Source organism: Anabaena subtropica FACHB-260 (genome assembly GCF_014697105.1).
In the GTDB taxonomy this organism is placed as follows: Bacteria; Cyanobacteriota; Cyanobacteriia; order Cyanobacteriales; family Nostocaceae; genus Trichormus; species Trichormus subtropicus.
In genome coordinates this window covers 35,647-52,691 of record NZ_JACJRF010000002.1, presented here as the reverse complement: position 1 = coordinate 52,691, position 17,045 = coordinate 35,647, and the positions used below count along the sequence as shown (strand labels likewise).

General features: G+C 42.8%; 10 protein-coding genes. 3 read left to right on the top strand and 7 right to left on the bottom strand.

Translation table 11 applies throughout. The features are described 5' to 3' along the window. Nucleotides 1-44: 44 nt before the first annotated feature. Together H6G18_RS01580 and dnaG are read right to left on the bottom strand one after the other, a co-directional pair. A complete protein-coding gene (locus H6G18_RS01580; protein WP_190405326.1) occupies nucleotides 45-4,721 on the bottom strand; it encodes a PAS domain-containing protein in 4,677 nt (1,558 codons plus the stop codon). A 248-nt stretch (nucleotides 4,722-4,969) separates the two neighbouring features. After that, the gene (dnaG, locus tag H6G18_RS01575) at nucleotides 4,970-6,883 is read right to left on the bottom strand and encodes a DNA primase (protein ID WP_190405325.1); all 1,914 of its coding nucleotides are present in this window, start codon (nucleotides 6,881-6,883) and stop codon (nucleotides 4,970-4,972) included. Between the two features lie 162 nt (nucleotides 6,884-7,045). On the opposite strand from dnaG, the gene tftA reads away from it, so the two are divergent. Next, a complete protein-coding gene (gene tftA, locus H6G18_RS01570; RefSeq protein ID WP_190405324.1) occupies nucleotides 7,046-8,398 on the top strand; it encodes a hormogonium tapered terminus morphoprotein TftA in 1,353 nt (450 codons plus the stop codon). Between the two features lie 152 nt (nucleotides 8,399-8,550). Here tftA and H6G18_RS01565 read toward each other — a convergent pair whose 3' ends face one another. Further along, on the bottom strand, nucleotides 8,551-9,573 hold the full coding sequence (locus H6G18_RS01565; RefSeq protein WP_190405323.1) for a tetratricopeptide repeat protein: 1,023 nt from the start codon (nucleotides 9,571-9,573) through the stop codon (nucleotides 8,551-8,553). Nucleotides 9,574-9,856: 283 nt separating this feature from the next. Further along, entirely contained in the window at nucleotides 9,857-10,723 is an 867-nt protein-coding gene (locus H6G18_RS01560; protein WP_190405322.1) for an SDR family oxidoreductase, read from the bottom strand. Between the two features lie 97 nt (nucleotides 10,724-10,820). Here H6G18_RS01560 and H6G18_RS01555 point away from each other — a divergent pair, with 97 nt between their 5' ends. After that, nucleotides 10,821-12,173, top strand: a complete 1,353-nt coding sequence (locus H6G18_RS01555; RefSeq protein ID WP_190405321.1) for a pentapeptide repeat-containing protein — start codon at nucleotides 10,821-10,823, stop codon at nucleotides 12,171-12,173. An 86-nt stretch (nucleotides 12,174-12,259) separates the two neighbouring features. Here the strand turns inward: H6G18_RS01555 and map are convergent, their stop codons facing one another. Both map and H6G18_RS01545 read right to left on the bottom strand, forming a co-directional pair. Further along, nucleotides 12,260-13,030 carry a type I methionyl aminopeptidase gene (map, locus tag H6G18_RS01550; protein ID WP_190405320.1) on the bottom strand — a complete coding sequence of 257 codons (771 nt, stop codon included), beginning with the start codon at nucleotides 13,028-13,030 and terminating at the stop codon, nucleotides 12,260-12,262. A gap of 5 nt (nucleotides 13,031-13,035) precedes the next feature. Continuing rightward, nucleotides 13,036-14,025: a Gfo/Idh/MocA family protein gene (locus H6G18_RS01545; RefSeq protein WP_199311517.1), complete on the bottom strand. Its 990-nt coding sequence runs from the start codon at nucleotides 14,023-14,025 to the stop codon at nucleotides 13,036-13,038. Nucleotides 14,026-14,805: 780 nt separating this feature from the next. On the opposite strand from H6G18_RS01545, the gene petF1 reads away from it, so the two are divergent. Beyond that, nucleotides 14,806-15,105, top strand: a complete 300-nt coding sequence (gene petF1 / locus H6G18_RS01540; protein ID WP_190405319.1) for a ferredoxin PetF1 — start codon at nucleotides 14,806-14,808, stop codon at nucleotides 15,103-15,105. Nucleotides 15,106-15,307: 202 nt separating this feature from the next. Here petF1 and H6G18_RS01535 read toward each other — a convergent pair whose 3' ends face one another. Continuing rightward, nucleotides 15,308-16,975 carry a SpoIID/LytB domain-containing protein gene (locus H6G18_RS01535; RefSeq protein ID WP_190405318.1) on the bottom strand — a complete coding sequence of 556 codons (1,668 nt, stop codon included), beginning with the start codon at nucleotides 16,973-16,975 and terminating at the stop codon, nucleotides 15,308-15,310. Nucleotides 16,976-17,045 lie beyond the last annotated feature (70 nt).

The window sequence follows — 17,045 nt, the reverse complement described above, 5'->3', positions numbered from 1 at the left end:
GATAATGCCTGCTTTTCAGTAGTACCATAAATGCTGCCACATATTTAACTGCGTCCGATGAGTTGAGCGATCGCCTGAGCTAATTCGACTGGATCGGCTGGTTTGGCTATATGCTTTTGAAAGCCTGCGGCTATGGCTTGATTTTGGTCAATTTCTCCTGCATAGGCGGTGAGAGCGATGGCGGGAATTTGTCCGCCTTGTTCTGGCGACCATTTTCTGATTTGGCGCAATAACATATAGCCATCGATTTGTGGCATTCCAATATCGCTTAACAGCACATCTGGCTTTGATCGAGCTATGGCTTCCAAGGCTTCTATTGCTGATGCTACCTCCGTCACAGTTGCCCCGCACTGTTGTAGCGCAAAGCTAAAAAACTCTCGCACATCTTCCTGATCATCAACTAAGAGAATCTGCACACCAGCCAACAAGGAGTCTTGATTTTCCAATTCTTCAACCGCAGATTTAGCACTCAGCAGTGAGTACTCAGCACTTTTATTCAACGGTAGCTTGACTGTAAAGGTTGCGCCTTGGTCTTCTCCGGCACTTTCTGCTTGCACTGTACCACCATGTAATTCTACAAGATGGTGGACAATTGCTAGCCCTAACCCCAAACCGCCAAATACTCTGGTTGTTTTGGCATCTCCTTGACGAAAGTATTCAAAGACGTGGGGTAAAAATTCTGGTGTAATGCCTTTACCTGTGTCAATTACCTGGATTTGGGCATCTCGTCCTACCTGTTCTAAACGCACTTCTACCCGTCCTTCTGGTGGCGTGAACTTAACAGCATTCGAGACTAAATTCCAGATTACTTGTTGCAAGCGATCGCCATCACCCATTACCTGGATTGGTTCATTACTTAATACTGTGTGAACTTCTATTGATTTAGCTTCTGCGGCTAAACGTACCGTTTCTAACCCGGCTTTAATTGTGTTTCTTAAATCTACTGCACATATATTCAAACTGAGTTTACCGCGTAAAATTCGGGAAACATCAAGTAAGTCGTCAATGAGTTGAGTTTGTAACTTGGCGTTGCGCTCGATTGTTTCCAAGCCTTGTTTGATAGTCTCTTCTTTATATGTGCGGGTGCGGAGTAATTTTGCCCAACCCATGATGGGATTGAGGGGAGTTCGCAATTCATGGGAAAGGACGGCGAGGAATTCATCTTTGATGCGGTTGGTTGACTCGGCTACAGCTCTTGCATTCTTTTCTGCTTCGTAAAGTTGGGCGCGGGCGATCGCTTGGGCGCATTGTTGCCCCAATGTCAACATAAATTTTTGTTCTTCTTCATTAAATTTTTGGGCTGTGGCAAAGCTTAATGCCATTACCCCAATGATCTGCTGTTCAACGATGAGGGGAATACAAGCAAAAGCGTTGTTACCTGTCAGGGAGGGAACATTGGCAATTTGAGGATATTTAGCGGCAAATATTTCTACATTTGCTAAAAAAATCGCCTCCCCGGTTCTGGCTGTTTCGGCAATTGGTACAGTCGCAGTTAGGGGGAAAGTCTCCCAAGCATCTCTCACAAATTTTGGGTAGCCAATTGCTTCGATGATTTTGAGGGCGTTACCGCTTTCAGTTAACAAAACGACAGAACCAGCAGACGCGCCCAAAGCAGCAAGCCCTTGGTTTACAACCACATCAGCCACTTGCTGGGGAGTTAGGGCTTCTGAGAGGGCGGAAGTGATAGTTTGCAAGCGTACTGTCCGACTCATTGCCAACTCGGCGGCTTGTTTTGCTTGTTGTGTTTCTTGATAAAGTCTGGCATTATCAATGGCTGTAGCTGCACGTCGGGCAATATCTTCTGCTAAAGCCAAGTCCGCTTGTGTCAATTGCCGACTTGAATTGCCTGTAACAAAAGAGATGACCCCAAATATTTGCCCCCGTGAGTGGAGGGGAATCACCATCAGCGATCGCATCCCTAAACTTTGCAATAATTGCAGATGCTGCTCATTGTTTGCTATCTCCAACAACAGAGAGTTTGACACTTGAGGATAAAAGGCGGATTCTCCCTTGAGGAGTTTTTCCCGAAACGGGTGTTTACCTTCAGTTCTGGGTGGATAAGACTGGTGAATTGTTTCTATTATCTCCAGTTTTGTCTGATCGGCACAAGCGATCGCTACACGTTTAATTGACCAATCTTCTTGGAGAATATCTACAGTACACCAGTCAGCGATCATCGGTACTGCCAAGTTAGCCACATTATTTAAGGTCACTTCATAATCTAAAGAAGCCGCTAGTAGAGTGCTGGCTTCGACTAAAAACTTTTGTGCAGCTTCCGCTTGTTTGCGTTCACTAATATCTTCAATAATCCCTAAAGCATATTTGGGGTTTCCCTGATCATCCCACAAGGCTGAGGCAGTCAGATTTACCCACACAATCGCCCCATCTTTGCGCATATAACGTTTTTCTAAGGAGTAACCATTAATCTCCCGTGCTAACACCCGCTTGGCATATACCCAATCAGCTTCTATGTCATCAGGGTGGGTAATTTCTTGGAAGTTCATTTGACTTAACTCTTCGGCGCTGTAGCCAGTAATGTCGCATAAAGCCGGATTAATTTGCAAAAATTTACCATCCAAAGTTACTAAGGTAATCCCTACTGCTGCTTGGTCAAACATTGCCCGGAAGCGTTCTTCACTTTCGCGCAAGGCAATTTCTACTTGCTTGGTGGTTGTCACATCGGCCAGGATAATCCCGATTCCCACTGTTTCGCCTACGCTGTTGTAGACTGGGTAATAATTACCTAACCAATAGCCGTAACTTCTCGGTGTCCCTAGTGTCTCACCACTAATTTCTACATTTAGGATAGGTTCTCCTGTATCTAATACCCGTTGTAACTGAGCTTCTAATTCTTCTGCCATCTTGGGTAGAACTTCCCGAAATTTCCGCCCCAGATGCTCCTCTATGCTCAAACCGTTAATATCTGCCAATACCTGATTGATCCGGATATATCGCAACTCTCGGTCTAAAAAGCAGACTGCTACAGGTGAGGCTGCTAACAAGGCATCTAGAAGTGACAGAGATTCAGCATAATGTTTTAAGGCCCGGTGAATATCTCGATAAAGTTGGGTATTTTCCACCGCTAGCGCCGCACGATAAGCAATATCCTTAGCTAAAGCTAAGTCTTTTTGATTGTAGCTACGACCTGATTCAGCCGTCACAAAGGTAATACATCCCAAAACTCGTTCATGTGCTATTAAGGGTAAAATCATCACCGATTTAATTCCTATCTGCCGCACCAATTCCAGGTGTTCCTGATTTTGAGCGCTGGCTACCAACAGAGAATCTGGTATTTCGGCAATTAATAATGCTTCACCAGTTTGTAGTACTTTGGTAACTAAACTGCCACTCCCTGCTTCTGGTACATACTGCTGAAATATCTTCGCCCACTCTGCTTTTTCGGGATCTACATGGGCAAGGGGTAAGCGGCGAATCGAGCCATCTTCGTTGATAATGTCAATGCTGCACCAATCAGCTAGTTGTGGTACTGAGATTTTGGTAATCTGTTCTAAGGTTTGCTCGTAATCGAGCGAACTAGATAATTTACTACTGGTTTCCGCCATGTAACGTAGTGCATCCTCAGCCCGCTTCCGTTCCGTAATATCCAGCCCAGTCACCCCCACCCCTAGCAGTTGCCCATCTGGTAAACATACTGGATAGTAGTTGACCAAGCTACAGCGATATACTCCAACTGGATAGGTTTCTCCAGATACTTCTTGATTGAGTAATGGTTGTTTGGTTTCCATTACTTGATGGAAAATAGGCTCAAGTTGTTCTGCCCATTCTGGTAATACTTCTCTCAAAGTGCGCCCAGTATGTTGACTTTGTGGTACACCGTTGATTGCTGCCAAAGCTTCGTTAGTATAAACGTAACGCATATGTGTATCTAGAAAAGCTAGTGCTACGGGTGAACTGGCCAGCCAAGCATTCAATAATGCTAGATATTCGTCTTGTTGCTGAATAGCTTTTTGGAGTCGGCTCTCTAATTTAACCTTCTCTAGTTCTGAGCGTTTGCGTTCGGTGATATTTACGCCTGCACAGGTAATACCCTGGATACGACCATTGATTTTCAGGGGTTCTGCTAATAAATCATAGTAAAAAACTTCTCCATGCAAGATTACAGAAACTTCTTCACGAGCAGAAACATCCTCCTCTAGTACTCTTTGCTTAATTGCTGTTAGTTGCTCTGCTACTGAAGCGGGGAATAGTTCATAGTCAGACTTACCAATAATTTCTTCAGCAGAGTCTACACCCTGCGGATTATGAATCCATTGATACCGTAAATCTCGATCCTGCTGAAAAACTACGATATCTGAACTGTTGAGTGCTAATCGAAATCTCTCGTTACTCTGTCTGAGTTGGAGTAAATTCACTTCATCTCTTTCCTTAGTATTCTTCAATGTTGCACATACAATACTGAAGAACAATCCTTGTACCGCAAATAACCCGATTCTTACTGTATTAGAGATATCAAAAGATATGTCATACCTTGGGTGCAGAAAGAAGTAATCACTCATGACCACAGATAAGCAAGTTGCTAACAATCCTGATCGCAACCCACCATACCAAGCACTAAATATAACAGCACTAAAGAATAACAAAAAAGGAGTACTGGTCATGCCTAGCCAAGGATCTAATAACAGCATCAGCACACAGGCAAATGCCACAGCAAATATAACAATTCCAAAACGTAGCAATACAGAAATAGGAATATATGGCATGAAAATTACTTGCGACAACTAAGACTTGTTGCAGAGCTTATACTTAACCTAAGCTAGTTTGCAAGTTTTAGGTACTTGTCTGGAGATAGATTATCGTATCAGTTTAAAAAACTTCTTTTAGTTAGATGCTAATTTTGTATTAATATAGTAATCAAGCTGAAAATATATAATTTTAGTCAAACAAATATATTTAAATTTGTAAATACATCATACAAACTTAATATTAATAAAAATTTTTAACAATTTAACTACAACAATTCTGTCAGGGAAAATGTCCGTTGTCGGTCTAGTTCTTGAAGTTTAATTTTTTCGGTGTAGAATGCCTGATAGTATGACTGCCATTTTTCTGGTTCAGCTTCAGGGTCAGTTTCTTGCCACAGTTCCAAAAAGTGACGATAACGCTTTTCTCTTAACACTCGTTCCATACAGGCGATCGCCGCCTGCACAACTTGGGGTGTACGTAATATTTCTTTCTTGGTTTTCTCATTCAGATGAAACAGATGAGAAATTGAACCGAGTTCTTCAGCTAATTCTAGATATATATCATGTAGCCGGGAAATTAAATCAATCTGCTCACCGATGAACTCTAAAATCTGTATCCACAAAAATCTATGGTGGGACAGGCTAAACTCTAAATCCCGTTCTTCCAAAGTTGTGAGGATGACTGGACGCTGTTCAGGACAATGGAGGTAAATTCGCAGTAGTAGCGCCTCGGCTTGTTCTAGAAGGTGGCGATCTGTGGGGGAGTTGGAAGGAGGGAGTGGGGAGTGGCTTCTATTACTCTTTGCTGAGGGGGGTTTAGAGGGGGTGGTAGTGGGAGCAATTTGAGTGAGGAGATTTTCTACTCGTAGAGGTATGAGTCTTGTATCCCCGAAGCTGAGGATTTCTGCACAGTAAGAGACGTAATAGTTACGGGTATCGCTGTTAACTATATTTTTGAGTAACTTAACAAATTGTTGGGTAACTTGCTGAAAATCAGTAGCTTGTTTTAAGTCGCGGTCTTTGATAATCTGCTGAATCTGCCAGTTTAACCATAATGGCGCATTTGCTAACAATTGCTCATAATCTGTTGATGTGTGACTACGCAAGTATTCATCAGCATCTTTGCCATCAGGGATATTGAGTATTTTTAATTGCACTTCACCTTTGTAAGCTAAATCAGCAATTTCCCCGATCGCTCGTTCTGTGGCGTTAGTTCCAGCTTTATCTGCATCAAAGTTGAGTATTAACTGTTTTGAGTCGGTGTAGCGCAATATCAACCGTACTTGTTCTAAACTCAAAGCCGTACCCAAGGAAGCAACAGCGTTATTAATCCCCGCAGCGTGGAGAGCGATCGCATCAAAATATCCCTCCACTACCACTGCTTGATCAAACTGGGAAATCCCCGCTTTTGCTTGATCGAGAGCAAATAGGGTTTTACCTTTATTAAATAACTCGGTTTCTGGAGAGTTTAAATACTTCGGTTGTTCGTCAGTTAAGGTTCTCCCACCAAAAGCAATCACCCGTCCTTGGATATCGCGGATGGGAATCATCAGGCGATCGCGGAACACATCATAATATCCAGCCCCTTCCTTGCGCGGTTTAATCAAACCCGCTTTTTCTACCAGATGCACTGGGTAATGTTTATCTTCCACCAAATAACGATGGAGAGTTTCCCAACCTGCGGGCGCATAACCCAAGCCAAACTGTTGAATTGTGGCTTCATTGAATTGGCGATCGCCCCGCAAATACTCAATAGCTTTTTGTCCTTGGGATTGTCTGAGGGCGTGTTGATAAAAGCTGGCTGTAGAAGCCATAACCTCATACAACTGTTCCCGCAAAGACAACTGACGCTGTAATTCTTGCCGTTGTTCTGGTTCCAGTGTTTGTACGGGAACTTGGTAACGCCTAGCTAAATCTAATACCACATCAGCAAATGATTGCTTGCCCAATTCCATCAAAAACTTAATAGAATTTCCCCCAGCTTGACACCCAAAGCAATAGTACATTTGCTTAGTTTGGCTGACAGTAAAACTAGGCGATTTTTCATCATGAAAAGGACACAAGCCGACAAAATCTTTACCACGCTTGCGTAAAACTACATACTCTGATACCACATCGACAATATCAGCCCGATGTTTAACTTCATCAATTGTGTCTGGGTGTAAGCGCGGAATTTGCATTTTGGTCAGTTGTCAGTTGTCAGTTGTCAGTTGTCAGTTGTCATTACTCATTACTCATTACTCATCACTCATTACTCATTACGGCTATTATATTCTTGTTGCCAAGCCCATAATATTGTGTAGAATTGCTTACGCTTAATCTTATCAGAGGAAATACGGGACATGGGGCGTATTTTTATTTCGGCAGCCCACGGAGGACGAGAAGCGGGAGGTACAGATCCAGGCTCAATCGCTGGGGGAACGACGGAAGCTAGAGAGATGATTCTGTTGCGAGATTTAATTGTCACAGAATTGCGATCGCGGAGTTTTGAGGTTTTGTCTGTTCCTGATGATTTGAGTGCTGCTGGTACTATCGCTTGGATCAATTCCCGTGGTCGTCGAGGTGATATTGCTTTAGAGATTCATGCTGATTCGGCGAGTAGTCCTAGTGTGCGTGGGGCTAGTGTGTTCTATATTGCAGGGAATAACGAGCGTAAGAGCAATAGTGAATTGCTTTTAGTCGGATTGTTGCGTCGTGTACCCCAACTACCAAATCGGGGAGTACAGCCAGATACAAATAGTGGGTTAGGTAGTTTAGCATTTTGTCGGCAGATTGCGATCGCTTCTTTGCTGATGCAAGTGGCTTTTCTCAGCAGTCCAGAGGATCGGGCTTTGCTGCAAAATCGTCGCCGAGATTTCGCTTTGGGTATTGCTGATGGCTTGGCTTCATGGAGTCGAGTGATTGATCCTACCCCCGGAACTCCAGCAGACCCAACTTATCCAGCCATCAACATCAACATTAACGGACAGAATTACGCAGAGCAAGGAATCTTAGTCAATGGTAACGCTTACATTCCAGTGGATTTAGTCGATCGTTTACGCATAGATTTGTCGCAAGCACCCAATGTCAATCGGATTACCTATCGCCGCGTTGTGTATGTCAAAGCAGTGGAACTGCGAGATTTCAATATATCAGTTAGTTGGGATGCCGCAACACGCACAGTCAACTTACGTTCTAATTTGATCGTTTGCCCTGGTCAAATTAACAGAATCATGTCGAATGGTAGTACATCCGAAGTACAGATGCAAATTTTCCTGAGAAATAATAACGAAAATGCTTTAAGCCAATTTCCAGACATTCCTAAACTCTATCGAGAAGAAGCCGGTATAGAGGGAGTAAATTATGATATTGCCTTTTGCCAAATGTGTGTAGAAACTGGATTTTTACGCTTTGGTGGTGATATTAGAGCAGAACAAAATAACTTTGCCGGTTTAGGTTCTATTGGTGGTGGTAGGGAAACTGCTTCTTTTCTTAGTGCGAGAATTGGTGTAAGGGCGCATATCCAACACCTCAAAGCTTACGCCAGTCTAGAACCTCTGGTAAATGAAGTAGTAGATCCGAGATTTCGCTTCGTCACCCGTGGCGTTGCTTCACTGATTGAGCAACTTTCAGGACGCTGGTCAGCTGATTTAGATTATGGAACAAAAATTACAGCTATGGTGAAGCGTTTATATGAGTCCGCAGGGTTGCTGTAGGGGAAAGTGGGGAGGAATGGCAGCATACATCTGTCGCTTACTCCCACTAATTAACTATTCAAAATTCAAAATTCAAAACAGTTGGAGTCGGGGATTTAAACTCCAACTCAACTGATACTACGTGTAGAAGTAGGGGTCTTAAACCCTTGAATTTACAGCGCATCCATAAACTGCTTGACTTTCTCCAGGATTGTCTGATCTGCGATTTGCTCTGCTAATTCTTGAGCATTGCGATAGCACAATAGCGCTAATTTTTTCCGTTTTGTGGTTACGTAAAGGTTGCCCATATTTAACAAAGTCGAAATTTCTCCAAGAGAATCTCCTAGTTGTTGATGAATGACAAGAGCTTGTTTGTAGAATTTCAGTGCTTTGCGGTGACTACCCAATTTGGAGTAAGTAAAGCCAATATTGTTGAGAGTTGTGGCTTCTCCTGGGCGATCGCTGATTGCCTGTCGTGTTAACAGAACTTGATGGTAGAGTAATAGGGCTTGTTTGGTTTGTCCTAAGTCGAGATAGATAGAGGCGATGTTGTTTAAGGTGATGGCTTCGCCAGCAAGATTCTTGACTGCTTTTTGAATTGGTAATGCTTGTTGAAGATAATGCAGCGCTATCTCAAACTCACCCAAAACACTATAAGCGAATCCAATGCCATTGAGTGTAGTAGCTTCACCAGAAAAGTCTCCTAGCAAACGCCGCATGGTTAAAATCTGATTTTGTAGCAGAAGCGATCGCTTGGGTTCACCCAATTTAATATAAATTAGCGCCATATCATTGAGAGTAGACACTTCACCTGGAATATCTTGCAATTCCCTAAAGATTTGCGCTGCTCCCTCAAAATTTTCCAACGCTTGGGCAAGTTTGCCCAGACGATTATAAGTAGAACCCAGATTGCTTAAAGCTGTGGCTTCTGCTTGTATGTTGCCAATTTCTACAGCCACAGCCAACGCCTGATGGAAACACTCTAATGCTTTTTGCGGTTGCCAGCATCCAAGATAGGCTAAACCAATATCGTTCAATGTCCGACCTTCTCTAGCTCGGTCGGGAATTGCTCTGGCTAATTGTAAATTTTCCGTTACCAAATCGAGATATTCTGGAAACTTTCCCTGCTTGTAGTAGGTATTAGCTTCATTACGACGTTCTTCCCAAACGTTGACTCGATTGCAAGATTGCGTCATTTGACCTCAGTTGCACTGTAGATAGATTGGCAGGTTACTCTTGAGCAGATCAAACCTTTATCAGGTTGCCTAACTTTAAGTTAACCTTTATTTTCTACCTTTAGATACAAGACGTAAAGATAGCTAGATGATATGTTAAATGCTTTATTAAAGCAATAGTAGGCTATTTTGTTAGCCAAAGATATTTTTTTGGCAATTATGTTGAATTTGCTTAGTTTTTCTCTAGCTTAACTAGGAACGGTATATTTTATTGCACTGCGAGTGTCAGTTGTTTTGCATTTAATCAAACCAATCTCGCCAATTCTTCTTTGACAGATAAAGGTTGATAACCTAATGTAAAAGCCTGAGAACTATCTAAAGAAACATCTGCTGGTCTTGGTGCTGCCATTTGTACATCTTGTTGACGACAGGCTTTAATTCCTGTAATTGGTAGTTGCAAAACTTCAGCTAATATATGCCCAAAATCATAACGAGAAATCCGTTCTTTACCTCCCAAGTGAAGAATCCCGTTGGCTTTTTCTAATGCTAATAATAGCCCTTTGGCTGCCGTTGTCCCACTGGCAGGAGTACGAAATTCATCTATAAATAATGTTAGTTCTCTACCAGCTTGTAAGGTCTGAATAAATGGTTGAATAAAGCTTTTCGCTGTGGGTGTAGCATTGCCAAACATCAATGGCATCCGACAAATTAATGCTTGGGGATAGCATTCTAATATACCTGTTTCAGCCAAGACTTTTTGTTCACCATAAATATTAATAGGACTTACAGAATCAGTTTCTTTATAAGGTGAATTTAAGCCATTAAATACTAATTCACTAGATGTAAAAACATAAGGAATAACATCGTCTGCACAAAGTCCTGCTAGATTACAGGATGCAGTGACATTCATTACAAATGACTCCTGGGGATGGATTTGACAAAAGTTAGGTTGTGATTGTGCAGCCGTATGAATTACTGCGTCTGGCTGAATTTCTCTAAATATCTGTTTGAGTTCTGTAAAATCTGTTAAATTAACTTTGACTAATTTGATACCCGCAATATCTAAAGGATGGGAATAATATGTCCCATAAACTTCCCATTCTGTTTGAGCTTGTTGGCAAAGATGCCATCCTAAAAAACCACTAGCACCAGTGATTAAAAGTTTTTTCATGTCGCAATCAGCCAGCATATCGAGAAAGGGAACGCAGAGATTATACCGCCCTCATCCCTCTTTGTGAAATCAACTCCTCTGGGGCAAAATAGAAAACATGACGATTGAATCCAATTCTCCAACTCCCACAACCCCAGAATCTACACCTGAACATGAATCAGAACCAAATGACTTTGACGGTGGTACAGGTGAAAATCACTTAACTCCAGAAACACTAGCAGCACAACAGGCCTTAGCTGCTATTTCGTCCTTGCAGTCACCGCAAAACACAGCCGTGCTGCAACAAGCTCGCTCTAATTTTTCACTACGTCCTCAGCCTCCAGTTATAGTTAAACCAAGAGCATTATTAATCATCGTGATAGGAATAGCTGTCACGCTCATCGGCTTACTCCTCAATAACTGGATAATTGGCATTGCGGGTACGCTGGTGACGTTGGTGTTGTCTTTGGCGATACTGTCGCCTTGGCTGTTATATGTAGTGAGTGAGTGGTTTTCATCCCAAGATAAAACCTTGTTTGTTGCCTTATTGGGGTTAATCGTTGCTTTTATTGGTTTTTTGAGGTTTAGTGGTGTGGGCGATCGCCTGCTACTATGGGGACGAAAAGTTAACTGGGAAGCTTCTGGTACTCTGGCGGAATGGTTTGGCGCTTTGGGACAAATTGCGATCGCGATCATTGCAGTTTATGTAGCGTGGCGACAATATGTTATTTCCAAAGACTTGACAATTCAACAAAACCTGCTAACAGTCCAGCAAAATATTATTACCCAACAACAAACCATCGATTCCTACTTCCAAGGTGTTTCTGACTTGGTACTAGACGAAGAGGGACTACTAGAAGACTGGCCGCAAGAAAGAGCGATCGCTGAAGGACGTACAGCCGCAATTTTTAGTAGTGTTGATGGTACTGGTAAAGCCAAAATCCTCCGTTTTCTTTCCCGTTCTAAGTTACTCACACCCTTAAAACGCGATCGCCGTTTGGGTAGAGCCATTCTCGATGGTATTGGTGGTTATGCTGAAGACCGCTTAGAAGGTGTGCGCGTCATCGATTTAGGCGTGATGTTAGCCGGATCTGACCTTTCCAACACAGATTTACGATGGACTGATCTAAGTGAAGCCAATCTCGTCCGCGCTAATCTAAGCGGCTGTGATTTAGTCAAAGCCAACTTTTCCCGCACTATCCTGTATTATGCTAACCTCCGTGGTGCTGACTTCAACGGAGTTCGTCTATTTTACGGCTCATGGGAACAAGCCTCACCCCGCAGTCGCACGGAACCACCAAACTACAGAACAGGCGAACATACGGGTGCGGTGATCGAAAATGCCGATTTTAGCGATGTCCAACGAATGTCGGAGGCTAACCGTTGTTACTGCTGCGCTTGGGGAGGGGAAAAAACTAGAGCGACAATTCCCGGTGGTTGTGAAGGTATAGCTAATAAATTGGGGAAATAGTACAGTAGTCTGACTCAAGAGCTATTCAGGGGATTAATTGCTCCAGAGTAAGGTTTTCCGCCGCTAAAGTTTGCGTCATAGGTTATTTACTCAAGTTCTGGTAGGGTAAGGACTTCTACACCATCATCTGTAACTACTATGGTATGTTCAAACTGGGCTGATAACTTGCGATCGCGTGTGACAGCAGTCCACCCATCAGCCAGCATCTCGACTTCATAAGTCCCTTCATTAATCATCGGCTCAATGGTAAATACCATTCCTGGCCGCAGGCGCTTACCTTTCCCCCTTGTACCGTAGTGGGGAACATCTGGTGCAGTATGGAAAATATTACTAATACCATGTCCCACAAAATCACGTACTACAGAGAAGCCCTGAGCCTCAGCATACTCTTGAATTGCTGCCCCAATATCACCGATCTTCGCCCCTGGCTTCACCTCCGCAATGCCTAAATTCAGGCACTCTTGGGTTACTTCCACCAGCTTCTTCACCTTGGGAGCAGCATTGCCCACAATAAAAGTCTTGGATGTGTCACCGTGGTAGCCTTCAACAATTGGTGTGACATCGATGTTAATGATGTCACCATCCCTCAGAATCTGCTTGGCATTAGGGATACCATGACAGATGACTTCATTCACACTGGTACAAATCGATTTAGGAAAGCCTTTATAGTTTAGAGGCGCGCTTTTGGCTCCATGTGCTTGTGTCCAACGTTCAGCTTCATCATTGAGTTCCAATGTAGTCACCCCTGGCTTCACCATTGGCTCAAGATGTTGCAGAAGTTTAGCAGCCAAGCGTCCCGCCTGCCGCATTTTTTCTATTTCTCGTTGGGATAAGATAACAATTAAGTCTGTTTTCATGAAATTTAATCTAGCGTATCTGGCAAAAATATAGTTATCCCTGTCTGTGCAGCTCTTTGAGCAGCATCAGCAACTTTCAGAGTATACAAGCTTTCCTCAGGGGTGACATACAAAGGATCGCCATCAAAAAGATGGTTTAACACCATACTTGTATCTTTGGCAAATAAACCCCGACGAGTACCCACTTCTATCGGTGTGCTTTCTCCTGGTTGGATGAAAAACCCTTTATCCCCATCAAAAATTAAACCACCGTTGTCACCATGAACTTCAAACTTTCGTTCTGGTTGCCACAAAGTTTCACCTTTGCCATAGATTACTTGGGCTAATAATCCACTAGTAAAGCACAGTTGAGTCATGCAAAAACAGGCTTGGTAATATTCTGGTTCTATTTCCCAATAGCGTTGATGGCAATTAACAGTGAAGACTTTGCCAAACAAATCTGTCAGACGATGGAGGCGGGAAAGTGCGCCGATTAAGGGAAAGCCAAACATTTGATGATTGTAAGTCCACTTACGGGGTGCAGGATTTTGAGGATTGATGGTGCTGTAGCGCACGTAGAAAAGATGACCTACTTTTTCTAAATTTTGCTTCAAGGCTTGATGTAAGCCACCTAAAAGTTCGATATGTTCGACATGAAGTAATTTATGTTGTGTTTTAGCTAAGGCAATTAGTTCTTCTGCTTCGCTCAAATCTACAGATAAGGGATATTCTACAATAACGTGTTTACCAGCAGTCAGAGCAGCACGGGCGATCGCACCATGATCACGATTGATTGTACAGATCACTACTAAATCTATGTCTTCCCGTTCTACTAACTGTTCCCAGCCAGTTAACGCCTCGGTCTGGTAATCTTGAGCAAAAGCCTGGGTTCTCTCTAGTGTACTTCCAGCTATAGCGACTAAGTGCGATCGCTCATCCTCTAAAAAAGCTTCTGCTCGTAGTTTTGCCGCATAACCAGTACCAACTATACCCACACCTATTTTTGCATTTGCCAAAGCTGCCTCCAATTCATATATATTACTCTCCTAAACTGCTACCAATCATAGTGATCAATTATCATTGATGCTCACTGTTCACTCACTTTTCGTTCGGGACTTCCAGATAAAAAAATATCCAAGTAGGTTGGGTGCGTCAACAAGAGGCAGGGGCGCGGGGAGCAGTTCTTGCTGGGAGAAAGATTCTGGAATTCCCCCTGCCATTGGGTCTCAAGCCCCTCCATTTATGGATGGAGAACAAATTTCAATGTATTTCAAGGCACGTAGTGCAAGAAATACTACGTCCTTATTTCAATCCCCTCCATACCCCTACGGGGAAGCAAGCTACATGGATGGGGTTTCCCCCTGCTCCCTTACCCCTGCCCCCTGCCTCTTGTTGACGCACCCTAATAACTGTCACTTGGGAATAATTTATTTTTTGGTGTTCCCTTCATTGATTCCATCTCCTTTAGGGGTAGCTTGTCCTGGTCGGCACAAGCCTAACCAAAAGCTATCTTAATTACTGGACTCTTTTTCCCTAATTTGGTCTTTTCGATGCAAATCATAAGTTTTTCTAATAACCGTGATTTTAGCGTCCCTAAAGCATAAAAAAAACTTATTGTTATCTGGTAACTAAATTTCATTACTAATCGTGATGGATTTCGAGTTACATACTTGACTTTTTCTCGTAGTATCAGAATTGAACTTAATTTGAATCTGTGGCTAATCCCCGAAGAATAGCCGCCAAGCTCTGCTTTAAGATAACTTATACTGCCGATCACAAAAGAGAGGATTACGGAAATGGCAACTTTCAAAGTTACATTGATCAACGAAGCCGAAGGAACCACCAATACAATTGAAGTTCCTGAAGATGAATATATTTTAGATGCTGCTGAAGAACAGGGTTTTGATCTTCCCTTCTCTTGCCGTGCTGGTGCTTGCTCCACCTGCGCTGGTAAATTAGTCTCTGGTACTGTTGACCAGTCTGACCAATCATTCTTGGATGACGATCAAATCGAAGCTGGATATGTACTGACCTGTGTTGCTTATCCCACCTCTGATGTAACCATTCAAACCCACAAAGAAGAAGACCTCTACTAAGAGTCAACCTAGCTGAAAAATAGAGGCTAGAGACTAGTTCCTAGCCTCTTAGTTTTTCTTCCTCTGTGTCTCTGTGTTTAAATAATTTTTACCACGGAGGCGCAGAAGCACAGAGAAACATCCATTTTTAGATACATCCAACTTCTCAACACAAGCCTTTTGCCTCAACGAGATTTACTTCACTAAAACAAGGAAACCTCGATTAAAACTTTATTTCCTCGCTCAGGCGTTGCAATTTTGTGCCAGGATAGTAAAATTCGAGGATTTTGGAGCTAGACCAGCCTAGCTTGGCTAAATTTTGAGCGCCAGTCTGGCTCAATCCGACTCCATGCCCTAAACCGCCACCAATGAAAGCAAATCCCCACAAATCTTCTTTGCCTTTATTAAGTGGCACTATGTAAAAAAGGGTACTCCGAGGCGCAGCAAAGGCGCTACGAACTTCGTCTTTGTGTAAGGTAAAAATGCCAATATCTGTTCTTACTGCTAGTTCCAGAATACGTCCGCTCTGACTGCGCTCGGTTATAGCCATTGCTTCAATGGTTTTAAATTTGGCATAAGGACTATTTTTCGCCCGTAAAAACTTTTGCAAGTCTTTAATGATGTCATTTAATGGTGTTTCTTTATACCATCGAAATATATTCCAGCTACTCTCATTGAATCCTTGTTGCAGGCTAATAAATTTTTGAAAGTTCTTTTCGTCTTTCAAGTTTTGCTTGGAAAAGTCCCAAATATTAGTAGGTGCATCCACTACTGGACGTAAATAAGGACGATCTGCCCCATTCCAAACATCACTAAAAGAGGCAGTAATTCCACCAGTAGTAGAAGAATAAAGTGCATCTATTAGTTCATTATTGTAGGTGAGTACCATCCCTTTGGTTGCGGCGATCGCTTTGTCTATTCTTGCATCTGTACCACCCAGCCCATAATAAACTTGGCAGTGAGTATCAGCACACAATTGATAGTTATCTATAGCAAATCTACGTAAGTTCCTCAGAGCATAAGTCCGAGCCAGAATTGCTTGTGCTTCTACAGCAGATGTGGGTGCATTGGTGCCAATTTCATGCGGCACAACACCACGTAAATAAGTTTCTAATGATACTTTATTTACAAATGTGTATGTACCATAGGCGTTGGGTTGAAACTTAATCCGCCCGGCGTAAAGCCGAGAAGTATTGAGTTTTTCGCCTTTTTTCAACCGAATTAAGTTTTTAACTGTGCTGATTTCTACATGATTTGGGGTGTAGCTCTTACCATTCACAACCCAACTCACTCGCGGTACTTTGGGCAAAATCCTTGTGTCAATGTAGGCTAAATCATTACCAGTGGCTTTGACGCTCTGGAATAACAAGCGTCGTAGTAAGGGAGTATTATATACGTCCCGTTTCGCCCAAACTTGCCAACGTTCTGGCTGGGCTATTTCTACCTGAATCCCCTGCTTGCGCCAATTTTCGGCACTGTCTTCTGCTGTTTCGTAAGTGCGATATGTACCTAAAACCACAACCTCTTCAATTGCTGGTTTGGGCAACGCTTGCATCACTGTTTCCAGTTTGACAGGTTTTTCCGTGACGAGAATTTGCTCTCTATCACCTTCGGCAAACTTGAGTTTTAAGCGATCGCCTATTGTTGGTTCTAATTGCAGCTTGGCTGTGGGCTGTTCCCCAAATCGCTGCACAATCCCAATTTTCAGTTCTAAATCCTTAATTTTATCTTCAGTGGCTGATGCACCTGTCAATCCCAATAAACAGAATGTCATCAGTACTGTGTACGAAAAACGCCAGAACGGATTTTTCATTGCTATCTGATTTTTTCCTTCTGTGCTTTGGCTCTGGGCTGGTGGCAATTGCTTTATAAAGTGGTGGTTTTGTCGCATGAACGCTCCAATAATACCCTTATCGGTTTTGCTCTAAAAAAAGTTGCAAAACGAAGTCATAATGACTATG

Excerpts from the sequence above, each read along its gene's own strand:
- H6G18_RS01580 (WP_190405326.1), bottom strand. The coding sequence starts at position 4,721 with ATGCCATATATTCCTATTTCTGTATTGCTACGTTTTGGAATTGTTATA.
- dnaG (WP_190405325.1), bottom strand. The coding sequence starts at position 6,883 with ATGCAAATTCCGCGCTTACACCCAGACACAATTGATGAAGTTAAACAT.
- tftA (WP_190405324.1), top strand. The coding sequence starts at position 7,046 with ATGGGGCGTATTTTTATTTCGGCAGCCCACGGAGGACGAGAAGCGGGA.
- H6G18_RS01565 (WP_190405323.1), bottom strand. The coding sequence starts at position 9,573 with ATGACGCAATCTTGCAATCGAGTCAACGTTTGGGAAGAACGTCGTAAT.
- H6G18_RS01560 (WP_190405322.1), bottom strand. The coding sequence starts at position 10,723 with ATGAAAAAACTTTTAATCACTGGTGCTAGTGGTTTTTTAGGATGGCAT.
- H6G18_RS01555 (WP_190405321.1), top strand. The coding sequence starts at position 10,821 with ATGACGATTGAATCCAATTCTCCAACTCCCACAACCCCAGAATCTACA.
- map (WP_190405320.1), bottom strand. The coding sequence starts at position 13,030 with ATGAAAACAGACTTAATTGTTATCTTATCCCAACGAGAAATAGAAAAA.
- petF1 (WP_190405319.1), top strand. The coding sequence starts at position 14,806 with ATGGCAACTTTCAAAGTTACATTGATCAACGAAGCCGAAGGAACCACC.
- H6G18_RS01535 (WP_190405318.1), bottom strand. The coding sequence starts at position 16,975 with ATGCGACAAAACCACCACTTTATAAAGCAATTGCCACCAGCCCAGAGC.